Here is a 19,189-nt window from a genome sequence, read left to right on the forward strand (position 1 = left end):
TCGGTCGGGGCGTCAGTTCCGGAGCAGGGACAGGGAGTTGGCACGCAACTTCGGCTCGGCGTCGTCGATCAGCGTCCAGGCGATCTCCCGCAACTCGGGACCGCCGTGCGCCACGAGCAGCCGGAACGCCCCTACGCGCACGTGCCGGGGGTGTTCGGTCCCGAGCCGGGCCGTCAGCTCCGCCCGCGGCAGCCGGTCGGTCGACGGTACGAGGGCGGTCACCGTCTCCCGTACGACCCCGGGCGCCGGGTCGTCGAGCAGCGGCACCAGGCGTGCCCAGTCCGCCGCGTCCAGTACGCGCAGCCCGGCCACCGCGCGGGCGCGCACGCCCGGGTGCGGGTGGTCCGTGAGGCCCCACAGCACGGCGGCGTCGTCCCGTGCGCCGCACTCGGCGAGCCCGAGGGGCGCGGCGGGAGGCACCGACCCTCCCGCGCACAGGGCCCGGTAGAGCGGGGCCGGGTCGATGTCGTACCGGCGCAGCACGTACCGCGCGCACGCCCGCACCAGCGCCGACCGGTCCGTGAGGAACGCCTCGGCCCGCGTGGGGCGCCCGGCCCGCCGCAGCGCCGTCACACCGGCCGCGCGCACCCGGGGGTGCGGGGAGCGCAGCAGCGGGAGGAGCACCTCGTCCCCGGTCTCCGGCCCCACTCCGGCGACCGCGCCGTCCGCGCAGACGTCCTGGATCGCCACGTCCGGGTCGGCGGCGGCGGTCCGGGCGAACCGCTCGGGGGAGAAGTGCCGGCGCTCGACCGCGATCCGGTGCGCCAGACGCCGGGTCGCGCGGTCGTCGTGGACGAGGGCGGTTTCGAGGACGGGTGCCGGGCCCTCCCCGAGCGTCGCTTCGAGGAGGGCCCGGGCGGCCTCCCCGTGCCGGCGCCCGGCGACGCGCAGGACGACGGGTGCCAGCACGACGATCGTGTCGGGCCCGACACCGGGAAGCGCGGTCCGCAGCAGGTCGCGGGCGGGTTCGCGTATGGGCTCCGCCCAGTCCGCGCAGCGGATCGCCACGAGGGGCAGCAGCGGAAGCAGGTCGGAGGCGGGAAGGCCGGCCGCGCGCCGCAGGGCCGCCTCCCGTATCCGGCCGTCGGGGTGGCAGAGCGCGAGGGCGAGTGCGGGCCCGTCGGGCGCGAGGCGGGAGAGGTTCAGGGTGGGCAGCGGCGCGTCCCAGGACCAGTGGAGGCGGCGGCCGGTCGCCCAGGCGTGGTCCGGCAGCGCGGACGGGCGGGTGCGGGCGAGCTCCCGCACGGCGAGGTCGAGACCCGTCCAGGCCGAGGCGTCCGACGTGTCGATCGCCGAGGTGAGCGGCGTGCCCCGGGCCAGTCGGGTGGCCCCTGCGGTGTGGGTGTCGTCCATGGGCGGAGCGTAGGGGGAGGGTGTCCGGGGACGCTTCCGGATTTCGCCCCTCAGGCACCCTGATTGACAAAACATACGGCCATCCGCATAGTTATGCCCATCAACGTCGACCCCGCGCCATCCGCCCACGTTCGATCGAGGAGCAGCAGTGAGCAGCAACAACGGTGACGTCCGGCTCTGGGGCGGACGGTTCGCCGACGGCCCCGCCGAGGCCCTGGCGAAGCTCTCCGCTTCGGTCCACTTCGACTGGCGTCTCGCGCCGTACGACATCGCCGGCTCCCGCGCCCACGCGCGCGTGCTGCACAAGGCCGGCCTGCTCACCGAGGACGAGCTGACCCGCATGCTCGCCGGACTCGACCAGCTGGAGGCGGACGTCGCCGACGGCTCCTTCGTCGGCACCATCGCCGACGAGGACGTCCACACCGCCCTGGAGCGGGGCCTCCTGGAGCGCCTCGGTGCCGAGCTCGGCGGCAAGCTGCGCGCCGGCCGGTCCCGGAACGACCAGGTCGCGACCCTCTTCCGCATGTACCTGCGCGACCACGCCCGGATCATCGGCGGCCTGATCGCCGACCTCCAGGACGCCCTGGTCGGCCTCGCCGAGGCCCACCCGGACGTCGCCATGCCCGGCCGTACGCACCTCCAGCACGCGCAGCCGGTGCTCTTCGCCCATCACGTCCTCGCCCACGCCCAGGCCCTCTCCCGGGACGCCGAGCGACTGCGGCAGTGGGACACCCGGACGGCCGTCTCCCCGTACGGCTCCGGCGCCCTCGCGGGTTCCTCCCTCGGGCTCGACCCGGAGGCGGTGGCGAAGGACCTCGGCTTCGAGCGGGGCTCGGCCGGCAACTCGATCGACGGCACGGCCTCCCGCGACTTCGTCGCCGAGTTCGCCTTCATCACGGCGATGATCGGCGTCAACCTCTCGCGGATCGCCGAGGAGATCATCATCTGGAACACGAAGGAGTTCTCCTTCGTGACCCTGCACGACGCCTTCTCCACCGGCTCGTCGATCATGCCGCAGAAGAAGAACCCGGACATCGCCGAGCTGGCGCGCGGCAAGTCCGGCCGCCTCATCGGCAACCTCTCCGGCCTGATGGCCACCCTCAAGGCCCTTCCGCTCGCCTACAACCGGGACCTCCAGGAGGACAAGGAGCCGGTCTTCGACTCCTGCGACCAGCTGGAGGTCCTGCTCCCGGCGTTCACCGGCATGATGGCGACGCTCACGGTCAACCGCGACCGGATGGAGGAACTGGCCCCGGCCGGCTTCTCCCTCGCCACCGACATCGCCGAGTGGCTGGTCAAGCAGGGCGTGCCGTTCCGCGTGGCGCACGAGGTGGCCGGCGAGTGCGTGAAGGTCGCCGAGTCCGAGGGCAAGGAGCTGGACGAGCTCACGGACGAGCAGTTCGCCAAGATCTCCGAGCACCTCACCCCCGAGGTCCGCACCGTCCTCAACGTCCCCGGCGCCCTCGCCTCCCGCAACGGCCGCGGCGGCACCGCCCCCTCGGCGGTCGCCACCCAGCTGATCGAGGTCAAGGCGGACCTGGTGATCCAGCACGCCTGGGCCGAGGCCAAGAAGTAGTCCTCAGCACGTCACAGCGCCGCCGCCCACTCCGCGAGCGCGTCGAAGTCCGGCCGGGTCAGCCCGATCCGTTCGTCGACGCGCAGCAACAGGGCGGCGGCGAGGTGGTTCCGCTCCACGTACTCGCGGTCGTACGGGGTGATGTCGTCGTCGATCCAGGCGAACGGCCGCCCCGCCGCGTACTCCAGGACGTACTGCGTCTTCCGGAAGGTCCCGCGAGGGGCCTTCCCGTGCATCCGGGGCCAGTCGATCCAGGGCGGCTCCGGCAGCCCGAGCCGGGGCCCGATCCACTCGTTCGCCTCGCCCTTCCAGGTCGTCGCCCACACCGGTTCGTACGCCTCCGCCGGCGCGAGCAGCTCGTCGCCGTGCTCCGGATCGAGCCACACCCGCAGCGGCTTCGCCCCCGTCCAGCCCGTCGGGCTCATCCGGTGGGTCTCGTACCCCGCCGGGCGCCGCTCGGGCTGCGCCGCGTACGGATTCAGCGGCCCGTCGACGTCGATCAGCAGCAGTGGCTTCCTCATGATCACGGCATTCCTTCCCCGACCCGATGAGGCTTCGAAATATCGAATGAGACACTGGTGTCTCAGTCGGTGTACTCTTGTCTCATGTCAGTCGATCGCACCCAGGTGCTCCGCGCCGCCGCCGCCCTCCTCACCCGCAAGGCGACCGCCACCATGGACGAGGTCGCCCGGGCCGCCGGGATCGGGCGCGCCACGCTGCACCGGCACTTCGCCGGACGGGACGCCCTGGTGCGGGCGCTGGAGGAGCTCGGGCTCCAGGAGCTGGAGGCGGCCCACGACCGGGCCCGCATCGACGAAGGACCCGCCGACGGAGCCGTACGGCGGCTCGTCGCCGAGGTCGAGCCCGTCGCGCCCCTGCTGTCGTTCCTCGTCACCGAGAACCAGCTCTTCGAGGGCGACCAGCAGAACGAGGGCTGGGAACGCCTCGACGCCCGCGTCTCCGCGCTCTTCCGGCGCGGCCAGGAACAGGGCGTCTTCCGCATCGACCTGACCCCCGCCTGGCTCACCGAGGCCTTCTACGGGCTCGTCGGTTCCGGCGCCTGGGCCGTGCAGGACGGCCGGGTCGCCGCCAAGGACTTCCAGTACATGATCGTCGAGCTGCTGCTCGGCGGAGCGCGCAGGAGCGTGGAGAAGTGATCACCAGCAGCATCAGTACCGAGAGCCATACCGAGGGCGTGCGCCGCCCCGGCCGGTGGCTCGCCCTCTCCGTGCTCGTCCTGGCCGTCCTGCTCGTGGCGGTCGACGCCACGGTGCTCGGCCTCGCCACGCCCTTCCTCTCCGAGGACCTCAAGCCCTCCGGCACCCAGCTCCTCTGGATCGGCGACGTCTACTCCTTCGTCATCGCCGGACTCCTGGTCTCCATGGGCAGCCTCGGCGACCGCATCGGCCGCAAGAAGCTGCTGCTGATCGGCGCCACCGCCTTCGGCGCCCTCTCGGTCCTGAACGCCTACGCGACCAGCCCCGAGATGATGATCGTCGCCCGCGCCCTCCTCGGCGTCGCCGGCGCGACCCTCATGCCGTCGACCCTCGCGCTCATCCGGAACCTCTTCCACGACCCGCGCGAGCGCAGCCTCGCCATCGGCATCTGGGGCGCCATGGCCTCGGCCGGCGCCGCCGTCGGACCGGTCGTCGGCGGGTTCCTCCTGGAGCACTTCTGGTGGGGCTCGGTCTTCCTCATCAACCTGCCCGTCATGGCCGTCCTCGTCCTCGTCGGCGCCAGGCTGATCCCCGAGTCGAAGAGCCCGAGCCACGGCCCCTGGGACCTCTCCAGCGTCGCCCTCTCCCTCGTCGGCGTCATCGGAATCGTCTACGCCGTCAAGGAACTGGCCTCCCACGGCCCCTCCCTCGACGCCGGGATCGCCGCCCTCGCCGGCGCCGCCGCCCTGACCTGGTTCGTCCGCAGGCAGCTCACCCTGCCCGCGCCGCTCCTGGACATGCGGCTCTTCCGTCACCGCGGCTTCTCCGGCGCCGTCCTCGCCGACCTGCTGACCGTCCTCGGCCTCTCCGGCCTGGTGTTCTTCCTGTCCCAGTTCTTCCAGCTGGTCCAGGGCCGCCAGCCCCTGGAGGCCGGACTCGCCGAACTGCCGGCCGCGATCGGCGCGGTGGCGGCCGGCCTGGTCGCCGGCCTCGTGGCCCGCCGCTTCTCCGTACGGTCCGTGGTGGCCGGCGGCCTCGCGGCGGTCGGCCTCGCCCTCGGCGTCCTGACGACGCTCGACCCGCACACCGGCTACCCGCTGCTCGGCGCGAGCCTCCTCGTCGTCGGCGTGGGCGCGGGCTTCGCCTTCACCGTGACCGCCGACGTGATCCTCTCCAGCGTCCCGAAGGAGCAGGCCGGAGCCGCCTCCGCCGTCTCCGAGACCGCGTACGAACTCGGCGCCGCGCTCGGCATCGCCGTCCTCGGCTCCATCGTGACCGGCGTCTACCAGGGCTTCGTCACCCCGGCCGGCGTCCCCTCGGACATCGCGTCGGCCGCCCACGAGTCGCTCGGCGGCGCGGTCGAGGCCTCCGCCGGCCTCGCCCCCGGGACGGCGACCGCCCTGGTCGCCTCCGCCCAGGACGCCTTCGTCGACGGCCTGCGGATCGCGGCCGGCGTCGGCGCGGCGGTCCTCCTCGCCGCGGCGGTCGCGGCCTGGTTCCTCCTCAGGGGCCAGAGGCTGGAGAAGTAGAGGCCGCGAACGCGCGAGGGCGGCGTCCTGTCCAGGACGCCGCCCTCGTCACCACCGCACCGCGCCTACGCGGCCTTCGCCTTCGTGGCGTACATGTCCACGTACTCCTGCCCGGACAGCCGCATCACCTCGGACATCACCGAGTCGGTCACCGCCCGCAGGACGTACCGGTCGCGGTCCATCCCGTCGTACCGCGAGAACTCCATCGCCTCGCCGAAGCGGACCGTCACCCGGCCCGGACGCGGGAAGCCCGACCCGCCCGGCTGGATCTTGTCGGTGCCGATCATCGCGAACGGCACCACCGGCGCCCCCGTCATCAGGGTCAGCCGCGCGATGCCCGTACGGCCCCGGTACAGCCGGCCGTCGGGGGAGCGGGTGCCCTCCGGGTAGATCGAGAAGATCCTGCCCTCCTCCAGGACGCGACGGCCCGTCATCAGCGCCGCCACACCACCGCGGCCGCCGTCCCGGTCCACCGGGATCATGCCGACGCTGGTGAAGAACCAGGCCATCGCCCGGCCCTTGAGGCCCCTGCCCGTCACGTACTCGTCCTTGCCGATGAAGTGGACCGGACGGTCCAGGCAGATCGGCATGATCATCGAGTCGATGAAGGTCAGGTGGTTGCCCGCGAGGATCACGGGACCCGTCCCGGGGATGTTCTCGGCGCCCTCCACGCGGGGGCGGAACATCAGGCGCATGACCGGCCCGAGCACTGCCTTGATGATCGCGAGACGGGACAACGGTTCCTCCGGGTGGGAAGCGGGTCGGTCGAGCTGTCGAGACGACAGTCGCAGCTGGCGACGATACTCGCGGGTCACCCCCACGCGCACATCGGGTTCATCGAACGGATACGCAGTGTTGACGCGTGTTTCCGCCATGTTCCGCCGAGGTCTGCCGCCCGTAGGGCCCCGCTGCCTAGCGTCGGGGACAACAGTTGACAGGTGCGGGACATCACACCGCGGCTCACACAGGAGGATCCCTCATGACCCAGGGCGAACGCCGGACCCCGGCACGGCGGACGGTTCTCGGAGCGGCGGGCGCCACCGTCCTCGGCGCCTCCACGGCCCTCGCGGCCGGCACCGCGCGGGCCGACGAGCAGCGGGCCGCCGGCCAGGACCGCGCGCCCGGCCGCGGTCACGGCTACCGCTCCCTCCCCGTCCCCACCGTCATCGGCCACCGCGGCTCCGCCGGCTACCGCCCCGAGCACACCCTCGGCTCCTACCGGCACGCCCTCGACCTCGGCGCCCACGTCGTCGAGCAGGACCTCGTGCCCACCCGGGACGGGCACCTGGTCTGCCGCCACGAGAACGACATCACCGGCACCACCGACGTCGCCGACCACCCCGAGTTCGCCTCCCGGAAGACCACCAAGACCGTCGACGGCACCGCGCTCACCGGCTGGTTCACCGAGGACTTCACGCTCGCCGAGCTCAAGACCCTGCGGGCCAAGGAGCGCATCCCCGGCACCCGCCAGGAGAACACCCTCTACGACGGCCGCTGGACGGTCCCCACCTTCGAGGAGGTCCTGATCTGGGCCGAGGAGGAGGGCCGCCGCCGGGGCCGCGAGATCTGGCTCCACGTCGAGACCAAGCACCCCAGCTACTTCCGCTCCCTCGGCCTCGGCCTGGAGGAGCGGCTCGCGAAGCTCCTGCGCCGGTACGGACGCCACCGCGCGAACTCCCCCGTCTTCCTCCAGTCCTTCGAGCCCAGCAGCATCCAGCGCCTGGCGAAGCTGGTGGACGCCCCCGGCGTCGTCCTGCTCTCCGGCGCGGGCAGCCGCCCCTGGGACTTCGTCGAGGCCGGGGACCCGCGCACGGTCGCCGACCTGGTCACGCCCGAGGGCCTCGCCTGGATCGCCTCGTACGCGCGGGGCATCGGCCCCACGCTCGACCTGGTCATCCCGAAGGACGCGGGCGGCCGGCTCGGCACCCCGACCACCCTGGTCCGCGACGCGCACGCCGAGGGGCTGATCCTCCACCCGTACACGCACCGCAACGAGAACACCTTCCTGCCCGCGGACTTCCGCAAGGGCACCGACCCGACGGCGTACGGCGACGCCTTCGGGGCGCTCAAGCGGTACCTGGAGACGGGGATCGACGGCATCTTCTCCGACAACCCGGACACCGCCCTGCTCGCCGCCGCGGACCTCACCGCCCGCGACTGACCCGACGAGGGGGCGTACGACCGGCCCGCCGGACGTGCGCCCCCCTCCCGGGTGGTTTACGCCCCGCACCGCAACCACGGCCGCGCACCCCGGCATCGTGCCGGTCATGACCACCCCCGAAACGCTCCCCGAGACCGCCCCCGCCGAGGAAGCCCCGGCCCCGGAAGCCGCCCTCGCCCCGGAAGCCCACGCCCCCGGCCTCCTCGCCGCCCTCGCCCCCCTCCTCTCCGCCGAGTCCGACGCCGAGGCGCCGGCCGCCGGCGTCGACCCGGGCGACCTCGAACAGGCCGTCTGGCTCCGCCTCCTGGAGCAGCTCCGGCAGACCGGCGCCGCCCCCGAACGGCCCGCCGAATGGCTGCGCCGCGCCGTCCGCGCGGAGGCACGCCGCGCCCGCAGGACCCACGACCGGGAACGCCCCTACCGGGACGAGCCCGTCCACGAGCCGGGCGGCGCCGAGCCCCACGGCTCCCCGGAGCACTCCCTGCTGGTCGCCGAGGGCCGCCGCACCCTGCGCGCCGCCGTCACCAGGACACCGGGCCGCTGCCCGAAGGTGCTGACCGCGATGCTCGACCCGAAGGACCCCACCTACCGAGAAATCGCAGGAGAGTTGGGTATCTCACAGGGCAGTCTGGGGCCGATGCGTTCCCGTTGCCTGGGATGCCTGCGCAGAATGCTGGCTGCGGAGGTTCCCGCTCCCGGCCGACGGGGAAGGGTGCGGTAAACCGATGATCGACAGATGAGCGGGAGGCATGCGCACATGGGCCTGAGCGTGACCATCTCAGCGGCGGACGCGCGGGACGCGGAGCACATCCTGAAGCTGCAGTACCTCTGCTACCAGAGCGAGGCGGAGCTGTACGGGGACTGGTCCATCGAGCCCCTCACCCAGTCGCTCGACGCCCTGCGCGCCGAACTGGCCGAGGGCCACGGACTCGTGGCCCGGCTCGGCGACGAGGTGGTCGCCTCCGTGCGGGCCCGCCTCGACGAGGACGGCACCGTGCGGATCGCCAAGCTGATCGTCCACCCGCGCATGCGGCGGCACGGCCTCGGCGGACGTCTCCTCGACGGCATCGAGCGCCACTTCGCGGCCGCCGGCGCCGAGGCGACGACGTCCGCCAAGCGCTTCCAGCTCTTCACCGGTCACCGCAGCGAGGGCAATCTGCGCCTCTACCGCAGCAAGGGGTACGAGCAGGTCGCCACCCGCGAGCTCGGCCCGAAGCTCACCCTGGTGACCCTGGAGAAGGCCGCCTGAGCCTAGGCGGCCTTGGCGGACTTCCGCAGCCACCAGATGCCGGTCAGCGGCAGCAGCACCGGGATGAAGACGTAGCCGTAGCCGAAGTCCGACCAGACCGTCGCGTCCGGGAAGGCGGACGGCTCGACCAGCGTCCAGGTCCCCACGACCAGCACGCCCGCGAGCTCGGCGGCGCAGCACACCAGCGCCGCCCTGCGGGCCTTCTCCCCGCCCCGTACCAGCGTGTACGTGATGAAGACGTAGACGACCGCCGCCACCGCCGACAGGGAGTACGCCAGCGGGGCCCGGTCGAACTCGCTCGCGATCTGGTAGATCGAGCGCGAGACCGCGCCGACCGACATCACGCCGTACAGCCAGACGAGCAGCATCCCCGGGCCCTTGACCAGACGGGTCGTTCCCTCGGTCGCGGTCATGGTCAGCCCACCGTCCAGATGTCGTAGAGACGCACTTCGAGCACGGCCAGGACGACCGCGCCGGCCGCCACCGTCGCCGAACCCCACCGGCTGCGCTCCGCGAGCGACATGAAACCGGCGATGGGCACCGCGCACAGCGCGCCGAGCAGATAGGCGACGAAGATCGTCGTGCCCTCCTCCGCCTTCTCGCCGCGCGCCAGCTGCACGATGCCGACGATCAGCTGGACCAGGACCAGGAAGGTCACCACGGCCATGCCGATGAAGTGCCAGTCCTTGGTCGACTGGTCCCGGAAGGCGGCGAAGCCGCACCAGGCGGCGAGGGCGAGCGCGGCCACGGAGACCGCGACCGTCAGGGCGTCAAGCATGCGCCCGAGGGTATTACGGCCCGAAGCACCCGATGCGCTCACCCCCCGGCCCACCGAGGCCCACCCCCCTGGTTCGTCAAGGCCCGCCCCTTAGCTCACCGAGGCCCACCTCCCGGTTCGTCAAGGCCCACCCCCCAGCCCGCCGAGATCCATCCCCCCGGCCCACCAAGGTCTCCCCCCGGCCCGCCGGACCCCGCCTGGCGCGTGGCCTCCGCCACATCCCGTACCCGATCGCCGTCCCCTCCGCGACCGGCCCGGCACCCTCCCCGCCAGGCCACGCACGGAAAGGCGCGCCGCGGAGCGGTGCGGACGCGTCCGCATGTCGTCTCAGCGATGTCCGCTATTCGGACAGGCCGCTTCCCTTCGCAGCTGCGCATGTTTTACTTGCAGCCATGACCACGACGAGCAGCCGCACCCTTGCGACCGAGGCGAACACGACGCCCGGTGCTCGTTGTACGTGTCGAATGTGCGCCATCTGAGGGCCCCCGCCTGAGCCTCGCGCCCCGAAGCGAGACCCCGACGGCCGAGCCGATCCGCCCGCCACCCGGCGCCGGACCGTGCCTGCCCCGCGCACCGCTTTCCACCGGCCACCAGCCGACCGGAACAGCCTCCCGTGCGCCTGACTGTCCGAAGACGAATGCCCCGTGCACGACGGACCCCGCGTCGCGCACTCGACAGTGACGGAAACCCCTGTGATCACCACTTCGGGCCTGACCAAGGTCTACGAGTCGCGCGGCCGACAGGTCACCGCTCTGGACGGAGTCGACCTCCACGTCCGCGAGGGCGAGGTCTTCGGCGTCATCGGCCAGAGCGGCGCCGGCAAGTCCTCGCTCATCCGCTGCGTCAACCTCCTGGAGCGCCCCACCTCCGGCACCGTGACCGTCGACGGCGTCGACCTCACCGCCCTCGCCGGAAAGGGCCGCCGCGCCGGCAAGGACCTGCGCCGGGCGCGCAGCAGCATCGGCATGGTCTTCCAGCACTTCAACCTGCTGTCCTCCCGCACGGTCAAGGACAACATCGAACTTCCCCTGGAGATCCTCGGCGTCTCCGGCGCCGAGCGTTCCCGCCGGGCCCTGGAACTCCTCGATCTGGTCGGCCTCGCCGACAAGGCGAAGTCCTACCCCGGCCAGCTCTCCGGCGGCCAGAAGCAGCGCGTCGGCATCGCCCGCGCCCTCGCCGGCAACCCCAAGGTCCTGCTCTCCGACGAGGCCACCAGCGCCCTCGACCCGGAGACCACCCGTTCCATCCTCCAGCTCCTGCGCGACCTCAACCGGCAGCTCGGACTCACCGTCCTGCTCATCACGCACGAGATGGACGTCGTCAAGACGATCTGCGACTCCGCCGCGCTCATGCAGAAGGGCCGCGTCGTCGAGTCCGGCACCGTCGGCGAACTGCTCGCCACCCCCGGCTCCCAGCTGGCGGCCGAGCTGTTCCCGGTCGGCGGCGCCCCCACGGGCCCCGACCGCACCGTCGTCGACGTCACGTTCCACGGCGAGGCCGCGACCCAGCCGGTCATCTCGCAGCTCTCCCGCACGTACAACATCGACATCTCGATCCTCGGGGCGGCGATGGACACCGTCGGCGGGAAGCAGATCGGCCGGATGCGGATCGAACTCCCCGGACGGTACGAGGAGAACGTCGTCCCGGTCGGCTTCCTGCGCGAGCAGGGCCTCCAGGTCGAGCTCGTGGAGGACGACGCACAGGAGTCGGGCGCCGCGCCCGTACTGGTCAAGGAAGGTGCCAAGTGACCTGGTCGGAGATGCAGCCCCTCCTGGAGCAGGGCACCGTCGACACCCTCTACATGGTCCTGTGGGCCACCGTCGTCACCATCGTCGGCGGCCTGCCCCTCGGCATCCTCCTCGTCCTCACGGACAAGGGCGGACTGCTGCAGAACCGGCCGGTGAACAAGGTCGTCGGTGCGATCGTGAACATCGGGCGTTCACTGCCGTTCATCATCCTGCTGATCGCCCTCATCCCCTTCACGACCTTCGTCGTCGGCACCTTCATCGGCCCGACCGCGATGATCGTGCCGCTCGCCATCGGCGCCATCCCCTTCTTCGCGCGCCTCGTCGAGACGGCGATCCGCGAGGTCGACCACGGACTCGTCGAGGCCGTCCAGGCCATGGGCGGCGGCATCCCCACCATCATCCGCAAGGTGCTGCTCCCGCAGGCCCTGCCCTCGCTGGTCTCCGCCGTCACCACCACCGTGATCGTGCTCATCGGCTACTCCGCGATGGCCGGCGCGGTCGGCGGCGAGGGCCTCGGCTCCAAGGCCGTCACCTACGGATACCAGCGCTTCGACACCACGTTCATGCTGGTCACCGTCGTCGTCCTGGTCCTGATCGTGACCGTCGTCCAGCTCATCGGCGACGGGGTCGTCCGACTCCTCGCCCGCCGGGGCCGTACCGCGTAACGGCCCCCGGCCACCCCAGGCTTCGTTTCCCGAAGAACAGCCCGGACTTGTTGTCCAGGCAAAGAATCCGCTCCACCGGAAAGAGGCACTCTTCGTGCGCAAGAACATCAAGCTCACCGCCGGTATCGCCGCCACCGCCGCCCTCGCCCTCGGCCTCACCGCCTGCGGCACCTCCTCGGACCCGTCCTCCGCCAAGGACTCGGCCGGCGCCGCCGACAAGCCCCTCGTCGTCGCCGCGTCCCCGACGCCGCACGCCGACATCCTCAACTTCGTCAAGGACAACCTGGCCGAGAAGGCCGGTCTGAAGCTGGAGGTGAAGGAGTTCACGGACTACGTCCTGCCGAACACCGCCACCGAGTCCGGCCAGGTCGACGCCAACTTCTTCCAGCACAAGCCGTACCTCGACGACTTCAACAAGAAGAACAACACCCACATCGTCCCGGTGGTGAACGTCCACCTGGAGCCGCTCGGCCTCTACTCCAAGAAGGTCAAGTCGGTGAAGGACATCAAGGCCGGCCAGACCGTCGCCGTCCCCAACGACACCACCAACGAGGGCCGCGCGCTCCACCTCCTCGCCGACAACGGCCTCATCACCCTCAAGTCCGGTGTCGGCACCGACGCCAAGCTCTCCGACATCACCGACAAGAAGGGCCTGGAGTTCAAGGAGCTGGAGGCCGCCACCGTGCCCCGCGCCCTGAACGACGTGGACGCCGCCGTCATCAACGGCAACTACGCCATCGAGGCCAAGCTCTCCCCGGCGAAGGACGCCCTCGTCCTGGAGAAGGCGGAGGGCAACCCGTACGCCAACTTCCTCGCCGTCAAGGCGGGCAACGAGAAGGACGCCCGCGTGCAGAAGCTCGCCGAGCTCCTCAACTCGCCCGAGGTGAAGAAGTACATCGAGGACACCTACAAGGGCTCGGTCGTCCCGGCCTTCGGCGCCGCGAAGTAAGGCACGGCGCCCGAGGGACCGTCAGACCGGATCCCCCGTACAGTCCTTGAGCAGAAGGCCCCCGCACCCCGTCCGGTGCGCGGGGCCTTCGCCACACCCACCCCCCCCACACCCCCGGCACACCCGACCCGGCCATGCGCACCGGCGGCCGCATGCTGCATGCTGTGCGTTCACGGTCGATTCGGACGGTCCACGGCATGGAGCTGCGCATGACTACCACCTTCCCGGACATCTCCATCAACACGGACCGGCTGGTGCTGCGCGCGCTCGAGGAGACGGACGCCCCCGCCCTCGCCGAGATGATGAACGACGAGATGGTCGCCGCCTGGACCGCCGTGCCCCAGCCCTTCACCGAGGCCGCCGCACACCGCTGGATCACCGAGTACGCCCCCACCGAACGCACCGCCGGCCGGGGCCTCGACCTCGCCGTCACCGAGTTCCTGACCCAGCGTCTCGTCGGCGTCGTCCAGCTGGGCAACACGAACTGGCGGGTCCGCTCCACCGAGATGTCCTACATCATCGCCCCCTGGGCCCGCGGCGAGGGCTACGCCTCCGAGGCCGCGCTCGCCACCGCCCAGTGGCTCTTCGGCGACCAGAAGTTCGAACGCCTCGAACTGCGCACCGCCGCCGACAACACCGCCTCCCAGCAGGTCGCCCAGAAGATCGGCTGCATCAGCGAGGGCGTCCTGCGCAACGCCTGCATAGCCCGCACCCGCACCGAGGACGGCAGCTGGACCGAACTGCGCACCGACTTCATCGTCTGGGGCCTCCTCCCCGAGGACCTCGACGGCGTCGCCGACCAGATGGCCGAAGCCGGCTACTCCTCCTACACCGACTGGAGCTGAGCCCCCGGAGCGATCCCGGGGTACGCTCGGCACGCCCCCGACCTGCGACGACACCAGGGAGACAGACGACGATGGCCGACCGCGTCACGGTGATCGGCTGGGACGGCTCGCCCCTCACCGCGGCGGCCCGGTCCGCGCTCTCCGCCGCCACCCTCGTGGCCGGCGCCGGCCACCACCTGGCGCTGCCCGAAGTGCCGCCGGGCGCCGAACGCATCCGCCTCGGCAGCGTCGACCTCGCCGCCCGCCGCATCGCGTCGCACCGCGGCACCGCCGTCGTCCTCGCCGACGGCGACCCCGGCTTCTTCGGCGTCGTCCGCACCCTGCGCGCCCCCCAGCACGGCCTGGAGGTCGAGGTGGTCCCCGCCGTCTCGTCCGTCGCCGCCGCCTTCGCCCGCGCCGGCATGCCCTGGGAGGACGCCCGGATCGTCGTCGCCCACCAGCGCACCCTGCGCCGCGCCGTCAACGTCTGCCGCGCCCACCCCAAGGTCGCCGTCCTCACCTCGCCCGGCGCGGGACCGGCCGAACTCGCCCTCCTCCTCGACGGCGTCCACCGCACCTTCGTCGTCTGCGAGGAACTCGGCACCGACCGCGAACAGGTCTCCGTCCTCACCTCCGACAAGGCCGCCGACCACAGCTGGCGCGACCCGAACGTCGTCCTCGTCATCGGCGGCGCGCTCGGCGGCACCCCCACCGCCCCCTGGCTGATGGGCCGGGACCCGGCCACGCGCACGGTACGCGGCTGGGGCCTTCCCACCGAGGAGTACGACTCCGAGGGCGAAGGCCCCGGAACCGGCCCGGCCCACACCGGCGCGGGCACGGACCCCGCCCTCCGAGCCGCCCAACTGGCCCGCCTCGGGCCCCGCACCGGCGACCTCGTCTGGGACATCGGCTGCGCGGGCGGCGCCTTCTCCGTCGAGGCCGCCCGCTTCGGGGCCGCCGTCATCGCCGTGGACATCGACCCGGACGCCTGCGCCCGCACCGAACGGGCCGCCCGCCGGCACGGGGTCCTCCTCCAGACCGTCCCGGGCCGCGCCCCGCACGTCCTGGAGAGCCTGCCCGAACCCGACGTCGTGCGGATCGGGGCCGGCGGCGTTCCCGTCGTCACCGCCTGCACCGACCGGCGCCCGGAGCGGATCGTGGTCCACGCCTCCACCCGCGACGAGGCCGAGGCGATCGGTGCCGCCCTCGCCGACGGCGGCTACGCCGTCGAGAGCGTCCTCCTCCAGACCGTGGGGCTCGACCCGGACGACTGGTCGGAACGCGAGCGCTCGGTCGTCTTCCTGCTGTCCGGACGCAGGGCGAACTCCCCCTAGCTCCGCCGGGGGACCCCCACCCGTGACCAGGCCGCCCCACCGGGGCAGGGTAGGCTGGCCGATTGTTGTACCGCGCCGGGACGTTCGGCAGTCTGTTCGCCAATGTCCCGAATGGGTGGCCGCTTTGTGCCACTGATGTGGTACTTGACAACGGGGGGACCGCGCGACGTGGCGCAGTCCACAGCGCACCGTGGCAGATCTCCCTGCCACGATGGCCGAAGGCCGCGACAATGTGTGGGTGTCCGCGCGTGTTTCGTGCCGCGCGGCGCGCGCGCTCGTTCTTGTCGACGGGCGCAGGTCTGAAGGAGCACAAGCGATGGGCGAGGGGTACGCATGACGGACACCGGCCAGGTCCCGGGCGAGGGGCTGCCGGAGAACGCAGGCATGGTCGAGCAGCCGGGCATCCCCGCTCCGGACGCCTACACCTTCCTGGACCCCTCCGGCCACCCCACCGAGGACGACGACATCCTCCTGATGCCGGGCGCCCAGGGCGCCTGGAGCGAGCACCCGCCGGGCGTCGTGCCCGCGCCGCCGGTCGCCGTCCCGGCCCCGGCCGTCCCGGAGGCGCAGGCCCCGATGGGCGACCCGCTCACCGACCCGCTGCCGGACCCGCTCACGGGCCCGCTCCCCGACGGGGTCGCGCTCGCCGACGTGCTGACCGCCCCGCAGGGCCAGACCCCGCCGCAGGGCGTGCCGCTCGGCACCCCGGCGCACGGCGTCCCCGTGCCCACCGAGCACGGCTACGAGCCCGGCATCCTCGACACCGGCGCCCACGAGGCGGCCGGCCGCGACTCCGGCTCCGTCGACCTCGGCGGCGTCCGCATGCCCCCGCCGGCCGCGGCCCCGACCCCGCCGCCGGCCCGCCGCCCGCTGCACATGGGCCCGCCGGTGCCCGACGCCACCAGCGGCGTCGTCCTCTCCCTCGCCGACCGGGGCCCGGCCACCGCGCCCGCTCCGGCCCCGCAGCCCGCTCCGGCTCCCGAGCCGGTCGTGGCCACGGCCCCCGCCCCGATGCCGGTGCGGAACCCGGGCCCGCCGACCACCGGCCCCGAGTACTTCGAGATCGCGCAGGACCAGCAGCTCGCCCCGCAGGGCGCCGAGCCGTGGGTCGCGCAGCCGCAGGAGCCGGCCGCGCCGCATGCACCCGCAGAAACGGTCGTCCCGCAGGCGGCCCAGTTCGTCCAGGTCGAGGGCTCCGTCCCGACGACCCCGCACCTGGCCCCGGTCCCCGCCGAGGCGCCCCAGGCCGCCGAGCCGGCACCGGTCGCGGAGCAGGCCCCGGCAGAGGAGCCGCAGCTTCCGGCCGAGCCGGTGGCGGAGACGCCCGTGGAGCCGGTGGCGGAGGCCCCGGCGGACGTGGTCGAGCCCGTCGTGGAGGCCCAGGCGACCGTGCCCGCGCCCCGCGAGGGCGAGCCGGTGGCGGAAGCGCCCGTACAGGCGGTGCAGGAGACCGAGCCCCAGGCCGTCGAACCGGTGGCCGAGGCCCCCGCGGAGGTCGCCCCCGAGGCCCCGCAGCCTGTGGAGGAGCCCGCGCAGGCCCAGCAGGCCGCCCCCGAGGAGCCTGTCCAGGCCCCCGAGGTCGCGCCCGCCGAGGCCCTGGTGGAGGCCGCCCCCGAGGTCGTGGAAACCACGGTGGAGCCGGTCGCGGAGCAGCCCGCCGTCGAGCAGCCCGCCGCCGTCGAGCCGGTGGCGGAGCCCCCGGCCCCGGCCCTCGCCGAAGAGCCGGTGGAGGCGACGGCGGAGGACGCCCCGGCCGCGGCCGAGACCGCCCCCGAGGCCCCGCTGGAGGCTCAGGCCGCACCGGCCGCGGCAGAGGCCGCCCCCGGGGCAGAGGCCGTCCCTCAGGCAGAGGCCACCCACGAAGCCCCGGCCGAACCCGCCCCGGCATCGCCGCAGGCGGAGGACGACTCCACGCCCGCGACGGAAGAGCACACGCCCGCGACCGAAGAGCAGACGGCGGAAGAGCAGGCGCAGGCGGAACAGGCCCAGGAGGAGCAGGCGCAGGCGGAACAGGCAGGGGAGGAACCGGCGACGGAACCTGAACCGCGCCCCGACTCCCCGGCCCCGGCCTACGACGACGCCGAGCGGGAGGCCGTCCTCCGCGTGATGCGCGAGCGCCGCGACATCCGCAACGGCTTCCGCAGCGACCCGATCCCGCACGAGGTGCTCCTCCGGGTCCTCGAAGCGGCGCACACAGCGCCCAGCGTCGGCCACTCGCAGCCCTGGGACTTCGTCGTCATCCGCTCCGCCGAGACCCGGCAGACGATGCACGAGCTGGCCCAGCGTCAGCGCGAGGCCTACGCCAAGTCGCTGCCGAAGGCGCGGGCGAAGCAGTTCAAGGAACTGAAGATCGAGGCCATCCTCGACACCCCGGTGAACATCGTGGTGACCGCCGACCCCACCCGGGGAGGCCGCCACACGCTGGGCCGCTACACGCAGCCGCAGATGGCCCCGTACTCCTCGGCGCTCGCCGTGGAGAACCTCTGGCTGGCGGCCCGTGCCGAGGGCCTCGGCGTCGGCTGGGTCAGCTTCTTCGACGAGCGCGAGATGGTCCGTGCGCTCGGCCTCCCCGAGCACCTCGAAGTGGTCGCGTACCTCTGCGTGGGCTACGTCGACGAGTTCCCCGAGGAGCCCGAGCTGATGCAGGCGGGCTGGTCCAAGCGCCGCCCGCTGGCCTGGGTCGTCCACGAGGAGACGTACGGCCGCCGCGCGCTGCCCGGCGAGGAGCCGCACGACCTGCTCCAGGAGACCGTCGCGAACATCCGCCCGCTGGACGCCAAGGCGCTCGGCGAGGCGTGGGAGCGGCAGAAGCGCATGACCAAGCCCGCCGGGGCGCTGGGCATGCTGGAGATCATCTCCGCGCAGCTCTCGGGTCTCTCCCGCGTCTGCCCGCCCCCGATCCCGGAGCCGGCCGCCGTGGCGATCTTCGCCGGCGACCACGGGGTCCACGCCCAGGGCGTCACCCCGTGGCCGCAGGAGGTCACGGGCCAGATGGTGGCCAACTTCCTCGGCGGGGGAGCGGTCTGCAACGCCTTCGCGAACCAGGTGGGCGCCGAGGTCTGCGTCATCGACGTGGGCGTGGCGGCGGACCTCCCCGCCACCCCGGGCCTCCTGCCCCGCAAGGTCCGCCCGGGCACGGGCGACTTCACCACGGGCCCGGCCATGACCCGCGAGGAGGTCCTGGCGGCGATCGAGGTGGGCATCGAAACGGCCCGCGACCTCGTGTCGGCCGGCAACAAGGCCCTGCTCACGGGCGAGATGGGCATCGCGAACACCACGGCGTCCGCGGCACTGATCTCGGTCTACACCGGGGTGGACGCGGCCGAGGTCACGGGCCGGGGCACGGGCATCAACGACGAGACGCACGCCCGCAAGGTGGACGTGGTCCGGCGCGCCCTCGACCTGCACAAGCCGGACCCGGCGGACCCGATCGGCGTCCTGGCGGCGGTCGGCGGCCTGGAGCACGCGGCCCTCGTGGGCCTGGTCCTGGGCGCGGCCTCGCTCCGTACCCCGGTCATCCTGGACGGCGTCTCCACGGGCGCGGCGGCCCTCGTCGCCCGCGCCATCGCCCCCGAGTCCCTCGCGGCGTGCATCGCGGGCCACCGCAGCGCCGAGCCGGGCCACGTGGCGGCCCTGAACAAGCTGGGCCTGCGCCCGCTGGTCGACCTCGACCTCCGCCTCGGCGAAGGCACGGGCGCGCTCCTGGCCCTCCCCCTGGTCCAGAGCGCAGCACGCGCGATGCACGAGGTGGCCACGTTCGACTCGGCGGGAGTCACCGAGAAGTAGCACCACGGACGCGTCCCCCACCCACCCGCGGGAGTGGGGGACGCGCAGGGGCCGGGTTCGGGACGTGAAGCGTGATGTGG

Annotated in this window: 17 protein-coding genes; 12 read left to right on the top strand and 5 right to left on the bottom strand. The window is 73.0% G+C overall.

What is annotated here, in order from left to right:
• Positions 1 to 12: 12 nt before the first annotated feature.
• The gene (locus ACIGW4_RS30860; RefSeq protein WP_399584274.1) at positions 13 to 1,353 is read right to left on the bottom strand and encodes a hypothetical protein; all 1,341 of its coding nucleotides are present in this window, start codon (positions 1,351 to 1,353) and stop codon (positions 13 to 15) included.
• Positions 1,354 to 1,501: 148 nt separating this feature from the next.
• On the opposite strand from ACIGW4_RS30860, the gene argH reads away from it, so the two are divergent.
• Positions 1,502 to 2,929: an argininosuccinate lyase gene (argH, locus tag ACIGW4_RS30865; RefSeq protein WP_123450483.1), complete on the top strand. Its 1,428-nt coding sequence runs from the start codon at positions 1,502 to 1,504 to the stop codon at positions 2,927 to 2,929.
• Between the two features lie 11 nt (positions 2,930 to 2,940).
• Here the strand turns inward: argH and ACIGW4_RS30870 are convergent, their stop codons facing one another.
• The gene (locus ACIGW4_RS30870) at positions 2,941 to 3,450 is read right to left on the bottom strand and encodes an HAD domain-containing protein (RefSeq protein ID WP_399584277.1); all 510 of its coding nucleotides are present in this window, start codon (positions 3,448 to 3,450) and stop codon (positions 2,941 to 2,943) included.
• Between the two features lie 84 nt (positions 3,451 to 3,534).
• Here ACIGW4_RS30870 and ACIGW4_RS30875 point away from each other — a divergent pair, with 84 nt between their 5' ends.
• Positions 3,535 to 4,086 carry a TetR/AcrR family transcriptional regulator gene (locus ACIGW4_RS30875; RefSeq protein ID WP_123450481.1) on the top strand — a complete coding sequence of 184 codons (552 nt, stop codon included), beginning with the start codon at positions 3,535 to 3,537 and terminating at the stop codon, positions 4,084 to 4,086.
• The gene (locus ACIGW4_RS30880; protein WP_399584318.1) at positions 4,086 to 5,615 is read left to right on the top strand and encodes an MFS transporter; all 1,530 of its coding nucleotides are present in this window, start codon (positions 4,086 to 4,088) and stop codon (positions 5,613 to 5,615) included. Before ACIGW4_RS30875 ends, ACIGW4_RS30880 begins: the two co-directional genes overlap by 1 nt.
• Positions 5,616 to 5,680: 65 nt before the next feature.
• On the opposite strand, the gene ACIGW4_RS30885 is transcribed toward ACIGW4_RS30880, so the two are convergent.
• On the bottom strand, positions 5,681 to 6,352 hold the full coding sequence (locus ACIGW4_RS30885; protein WP_399584281.1) for a lysophospholipid acyltransferase family protein: 672 nt from the start codon (positions 6,350 to 6,352) through the stop codon (positions 5,681 to 5,683).
• Between the two features lie 242 nt (positions 6,353 to 6,594).
• Here ACIGW4_RS30885 and ACIGW4_RS30890 point away from each other — a divergent pair, with 242 nt between their 5' ends.
• From ACIGW4_RS30890 to ACIGW4_RS30900, 3 genes are all read left to right on the top strand, one after another.
• The gene (locus tag ACIGW4_RS30890; protein ID WP_398710740.1) at positions 6,595 to 7,776 is read left to right on the top strand and encodes a glycerophosphodiester phosphodiesterase; all 1,182 of its coding nucleotides are present in this window, start codon (positions 6,595 to 6,597) and stop codon (positions 7,774 to 7,776) included.
• A gap of 106 nt (positions 7,777 to 7,882) precedes the next feature.
• Complete coding sequence (locus ACIGW4_RS30895; protein WP_398710741.1) at positions 7,883 to 8,497, top strand: sigma-70 family RNA polymerase sigma factor; 615 nt, start codon at positions 7,883 to 7,885, stop codon at positions 8,495 to 8,497.
• Positions 8,498 to 8,533: 36 nt separating this feature from the next.
• Entirely contained in the window at positions 8,534 to 9,025 is a 492-nt protein-coding gene (locus ACIGW4_RS30900) for a GNAT family N-acetyltransferase (RefSeq protein ID WP_123450473.1), read from the top strand.
• Between the two features lie 2 nt (positions 9,026 to 9,027).
• Here the strand turns inward: ACIGW4_RS30900 and ACIGW4_RS30905 are convergent, their stop codons facing one another.
• Both ACIGW4_RS30905 and ACIGW4_RS30910 read right to left on the bottom strand, forming a co-directional pair.
• Positions 9,028 to 9,438 carry a hypothetical protein gene (locus tag ACIGW4_RS30905; protein WP_359590818.1) on the bottom strand — a complete coding sequence of 137 codons (411 nt, stop codon included), beginning with the start codon at positions 9,436 to 9,438 and terminating at the stop codon, positions 9,028 to 9,030.
• A gap of 2 nt (positions 9,439 to 9,440) precedes the next feature.
• Complete coding sequence (locus ACIGW4_RS30910) at positions 9,441 to 9,803, bottom strand: hypothetical protein (protein WP_041128303.1); 363 nt, start codon at positions 9,801 to 9,803, stop codon at positions 9,441 to 9,443.
• Positions 9,804 to 10,495: 692 nt separating this feature from the next.
• Here ACIGW4_RS30910 and ACIGW4_RS30915 point away from each other — a divergent pair.
• From ACIGW4_RS30915 to cobT, 6 genes are all read left to right on the top strand, one after another.
• Positions 10,496 to 11,551, top strand: a complete 1,056-nt coding sequence (locus ACIGW4_RS30915; RefSeq protein ID WP_359590817.1) for an ATP-binding cassette domain-containing protein — start codon at positions 10,496 to 10,498, stop codon at positions 11,549 to 11,551.
• Complete coding sequence (locus tag ACIGW4_RS30920; protein ID WP_123450467.1) at positions 11,548 to 12,216, top strand: methionine ABC transporter permease; 669 nt, start codon at positions 11,548 to 11,550, stop codon at positions 12,214 to 12,216. The genes ACIGW4_RS30915 and ACIGW4_RS30920 overlap by 4 nt, the downstream gene beginning before the upstream one ends.
• Before the next feature lie 94 nt (positions 12,217 to 12,310).
• Positions 12,311 to 13,165 carry a MetQ/NlpA family ABC transporter substrate-binding protein gene (locus tag ACIGW4_RS30925; protein ID WP_398710742.1) on the top strand — a complete coding sequence of 285 codons (855 nt, stop codon included), beginning with the start codon at positions 12,311 to 12,313 and terminating at the stop codon, positions 13,163 to 13,165.
• Positions 13,166 to 13,374: 209 nt separating this feature from the next.
• The gene (locus ACIGW4_RS30930; protein WP_123457216.1) at positions 13,375 to 14,010 is read left to right on the top strand and encodes a GNAT family N-acetyltransferase; all 636 of its coding nucleotides are present in this window, start codon (positions 13,375 to 13,377) and stop codon (positions 14,008 to 14,010) included.
• 71 nt (positions 14,011 to 14,081) lie between these two features.
• Positions 14,082 to 15,323 carry a precorrin-6y C5,15-methyltransferase (decarboxylating) subunit CbiE gene (gene cbiE, locus ACIGW4_RS30935; protein WP_123450463.1) on the top strand — a complete coding sequence of 414 codons (1,242 nt, stop codon included), beginning with the start codon at positions 14,082 to 14,084 and terminating at the stop codon, positions 15,321 to 15,323.
• Between the two features lie 333 nt (positions 15,324 to 15,656).
• On the top strand, positions 15,657 to 19,109 hold the full coding sequence (gene cobT, locus ACIGW4_RS30940; RefSeq protein ID WP_399584289.1) for a nicotinate-nucleotide--dimethylbenzimidazole phosphoribosyltransferase: 3,453 nt from the start codon (positions 15,657 to 15,659) through the stop codon (positions 19,107 to 19,109).
• Positions 19,110 to 19,189 lie beyond the last annotated feature (80 nt).

This window comes from Streptomyces sp. NPDC053513, assembly GCF_044544765.1.
Taxonomy (GTDB): domain Bacteria; phylum Actinomycetota; class Actinomycetes; order Streptomycetales; family Streptomycetaceae; genus Streptomyces; species Streptomyces litmocidini.

Excerpts from the sequence above, each read along its gene's own strand:
- ACIGW4_RS30860 (WP_399584274.1), bottom strand. The coding sequence starts at position 1,353 with ATGGACGACACCCACACCGCAGGGGCCACCCGACTGGCCCGGGGCACG.
- ACIGW4_RS30870 (WP_399584277.1), bottom strand. The coding sequence starts at position 3,450 with ATGAGGAAGCCACTGCTGCTGATCGACGTCGACGGGCCGCTGAATCCG.
- ACIGW4_RS30875 (WP_123450481.1), top strand. The coding sequence starts at position 3,535 with ATGTCAGTCGATCGCACCCAGGTGCTCCGCGCCGCCGCCGCCCTCCTC.
- ACIGW4_RS30890 (WP_398710740.1), top strand. The coding sequence starts at position 6,595 with ATGACCCAGGGCGAACGCCGGACCCCGGCACGGCGGACGGTTCTCGGA.
- ACIGW4_RS30895 (WP_398710741.1), top strand. The coding sequence starts at position 7,883 with ATGACCACCCCCGAAACGCTCCCCGAGACCGCCCCCGCCGAGGAAGCC.
- ACIGW4_RS30900 (WP_123450473.1), top strand. The coding sequence starts at position 8,534 with ATGGGCCTGAGCGTGACCATCTCAGCGGCGGACGCGCGGGACGCGGAG.
- ACIGW4_RS30905 (WP_359590818.1), bottom strand. The coding sequence starts at position 9,438 with ATGACCGCGACCGAGGGAACGACCCGTCTGGTCAAGGGCCCGGGGATG.
- ACIGW4_RS30910 (WP_041128303.1), bottom strand. The coding sequence starts at position 9,803 with ATGCTTGACGCCCTGACGGTCGCGGTCTCCGTGGCCGCGCTCGCCCTC.
- ACIGW4_RS30930 (WP_123457216.1), top strand. The coding sequence starts at position 13,375 with ATGACTACCACCTTCCCGGACATCTCCATCAACACGGACCGGCTGGTG.
- cbiE (WP_123450463.1), top strand. The coding sequence starts at position 14,082 with ATGGCCGACCGCGTCACGGTGATCGGCTGGGACGGCTCGCCCCTCACC.
- cobT (WP_399584289.1), top strand. The coding sequence starts at position 15,657 with ATGACGGACACCGGCCAGGTCCCGGGCGAGGGGCTGCCGGAGAACGCA.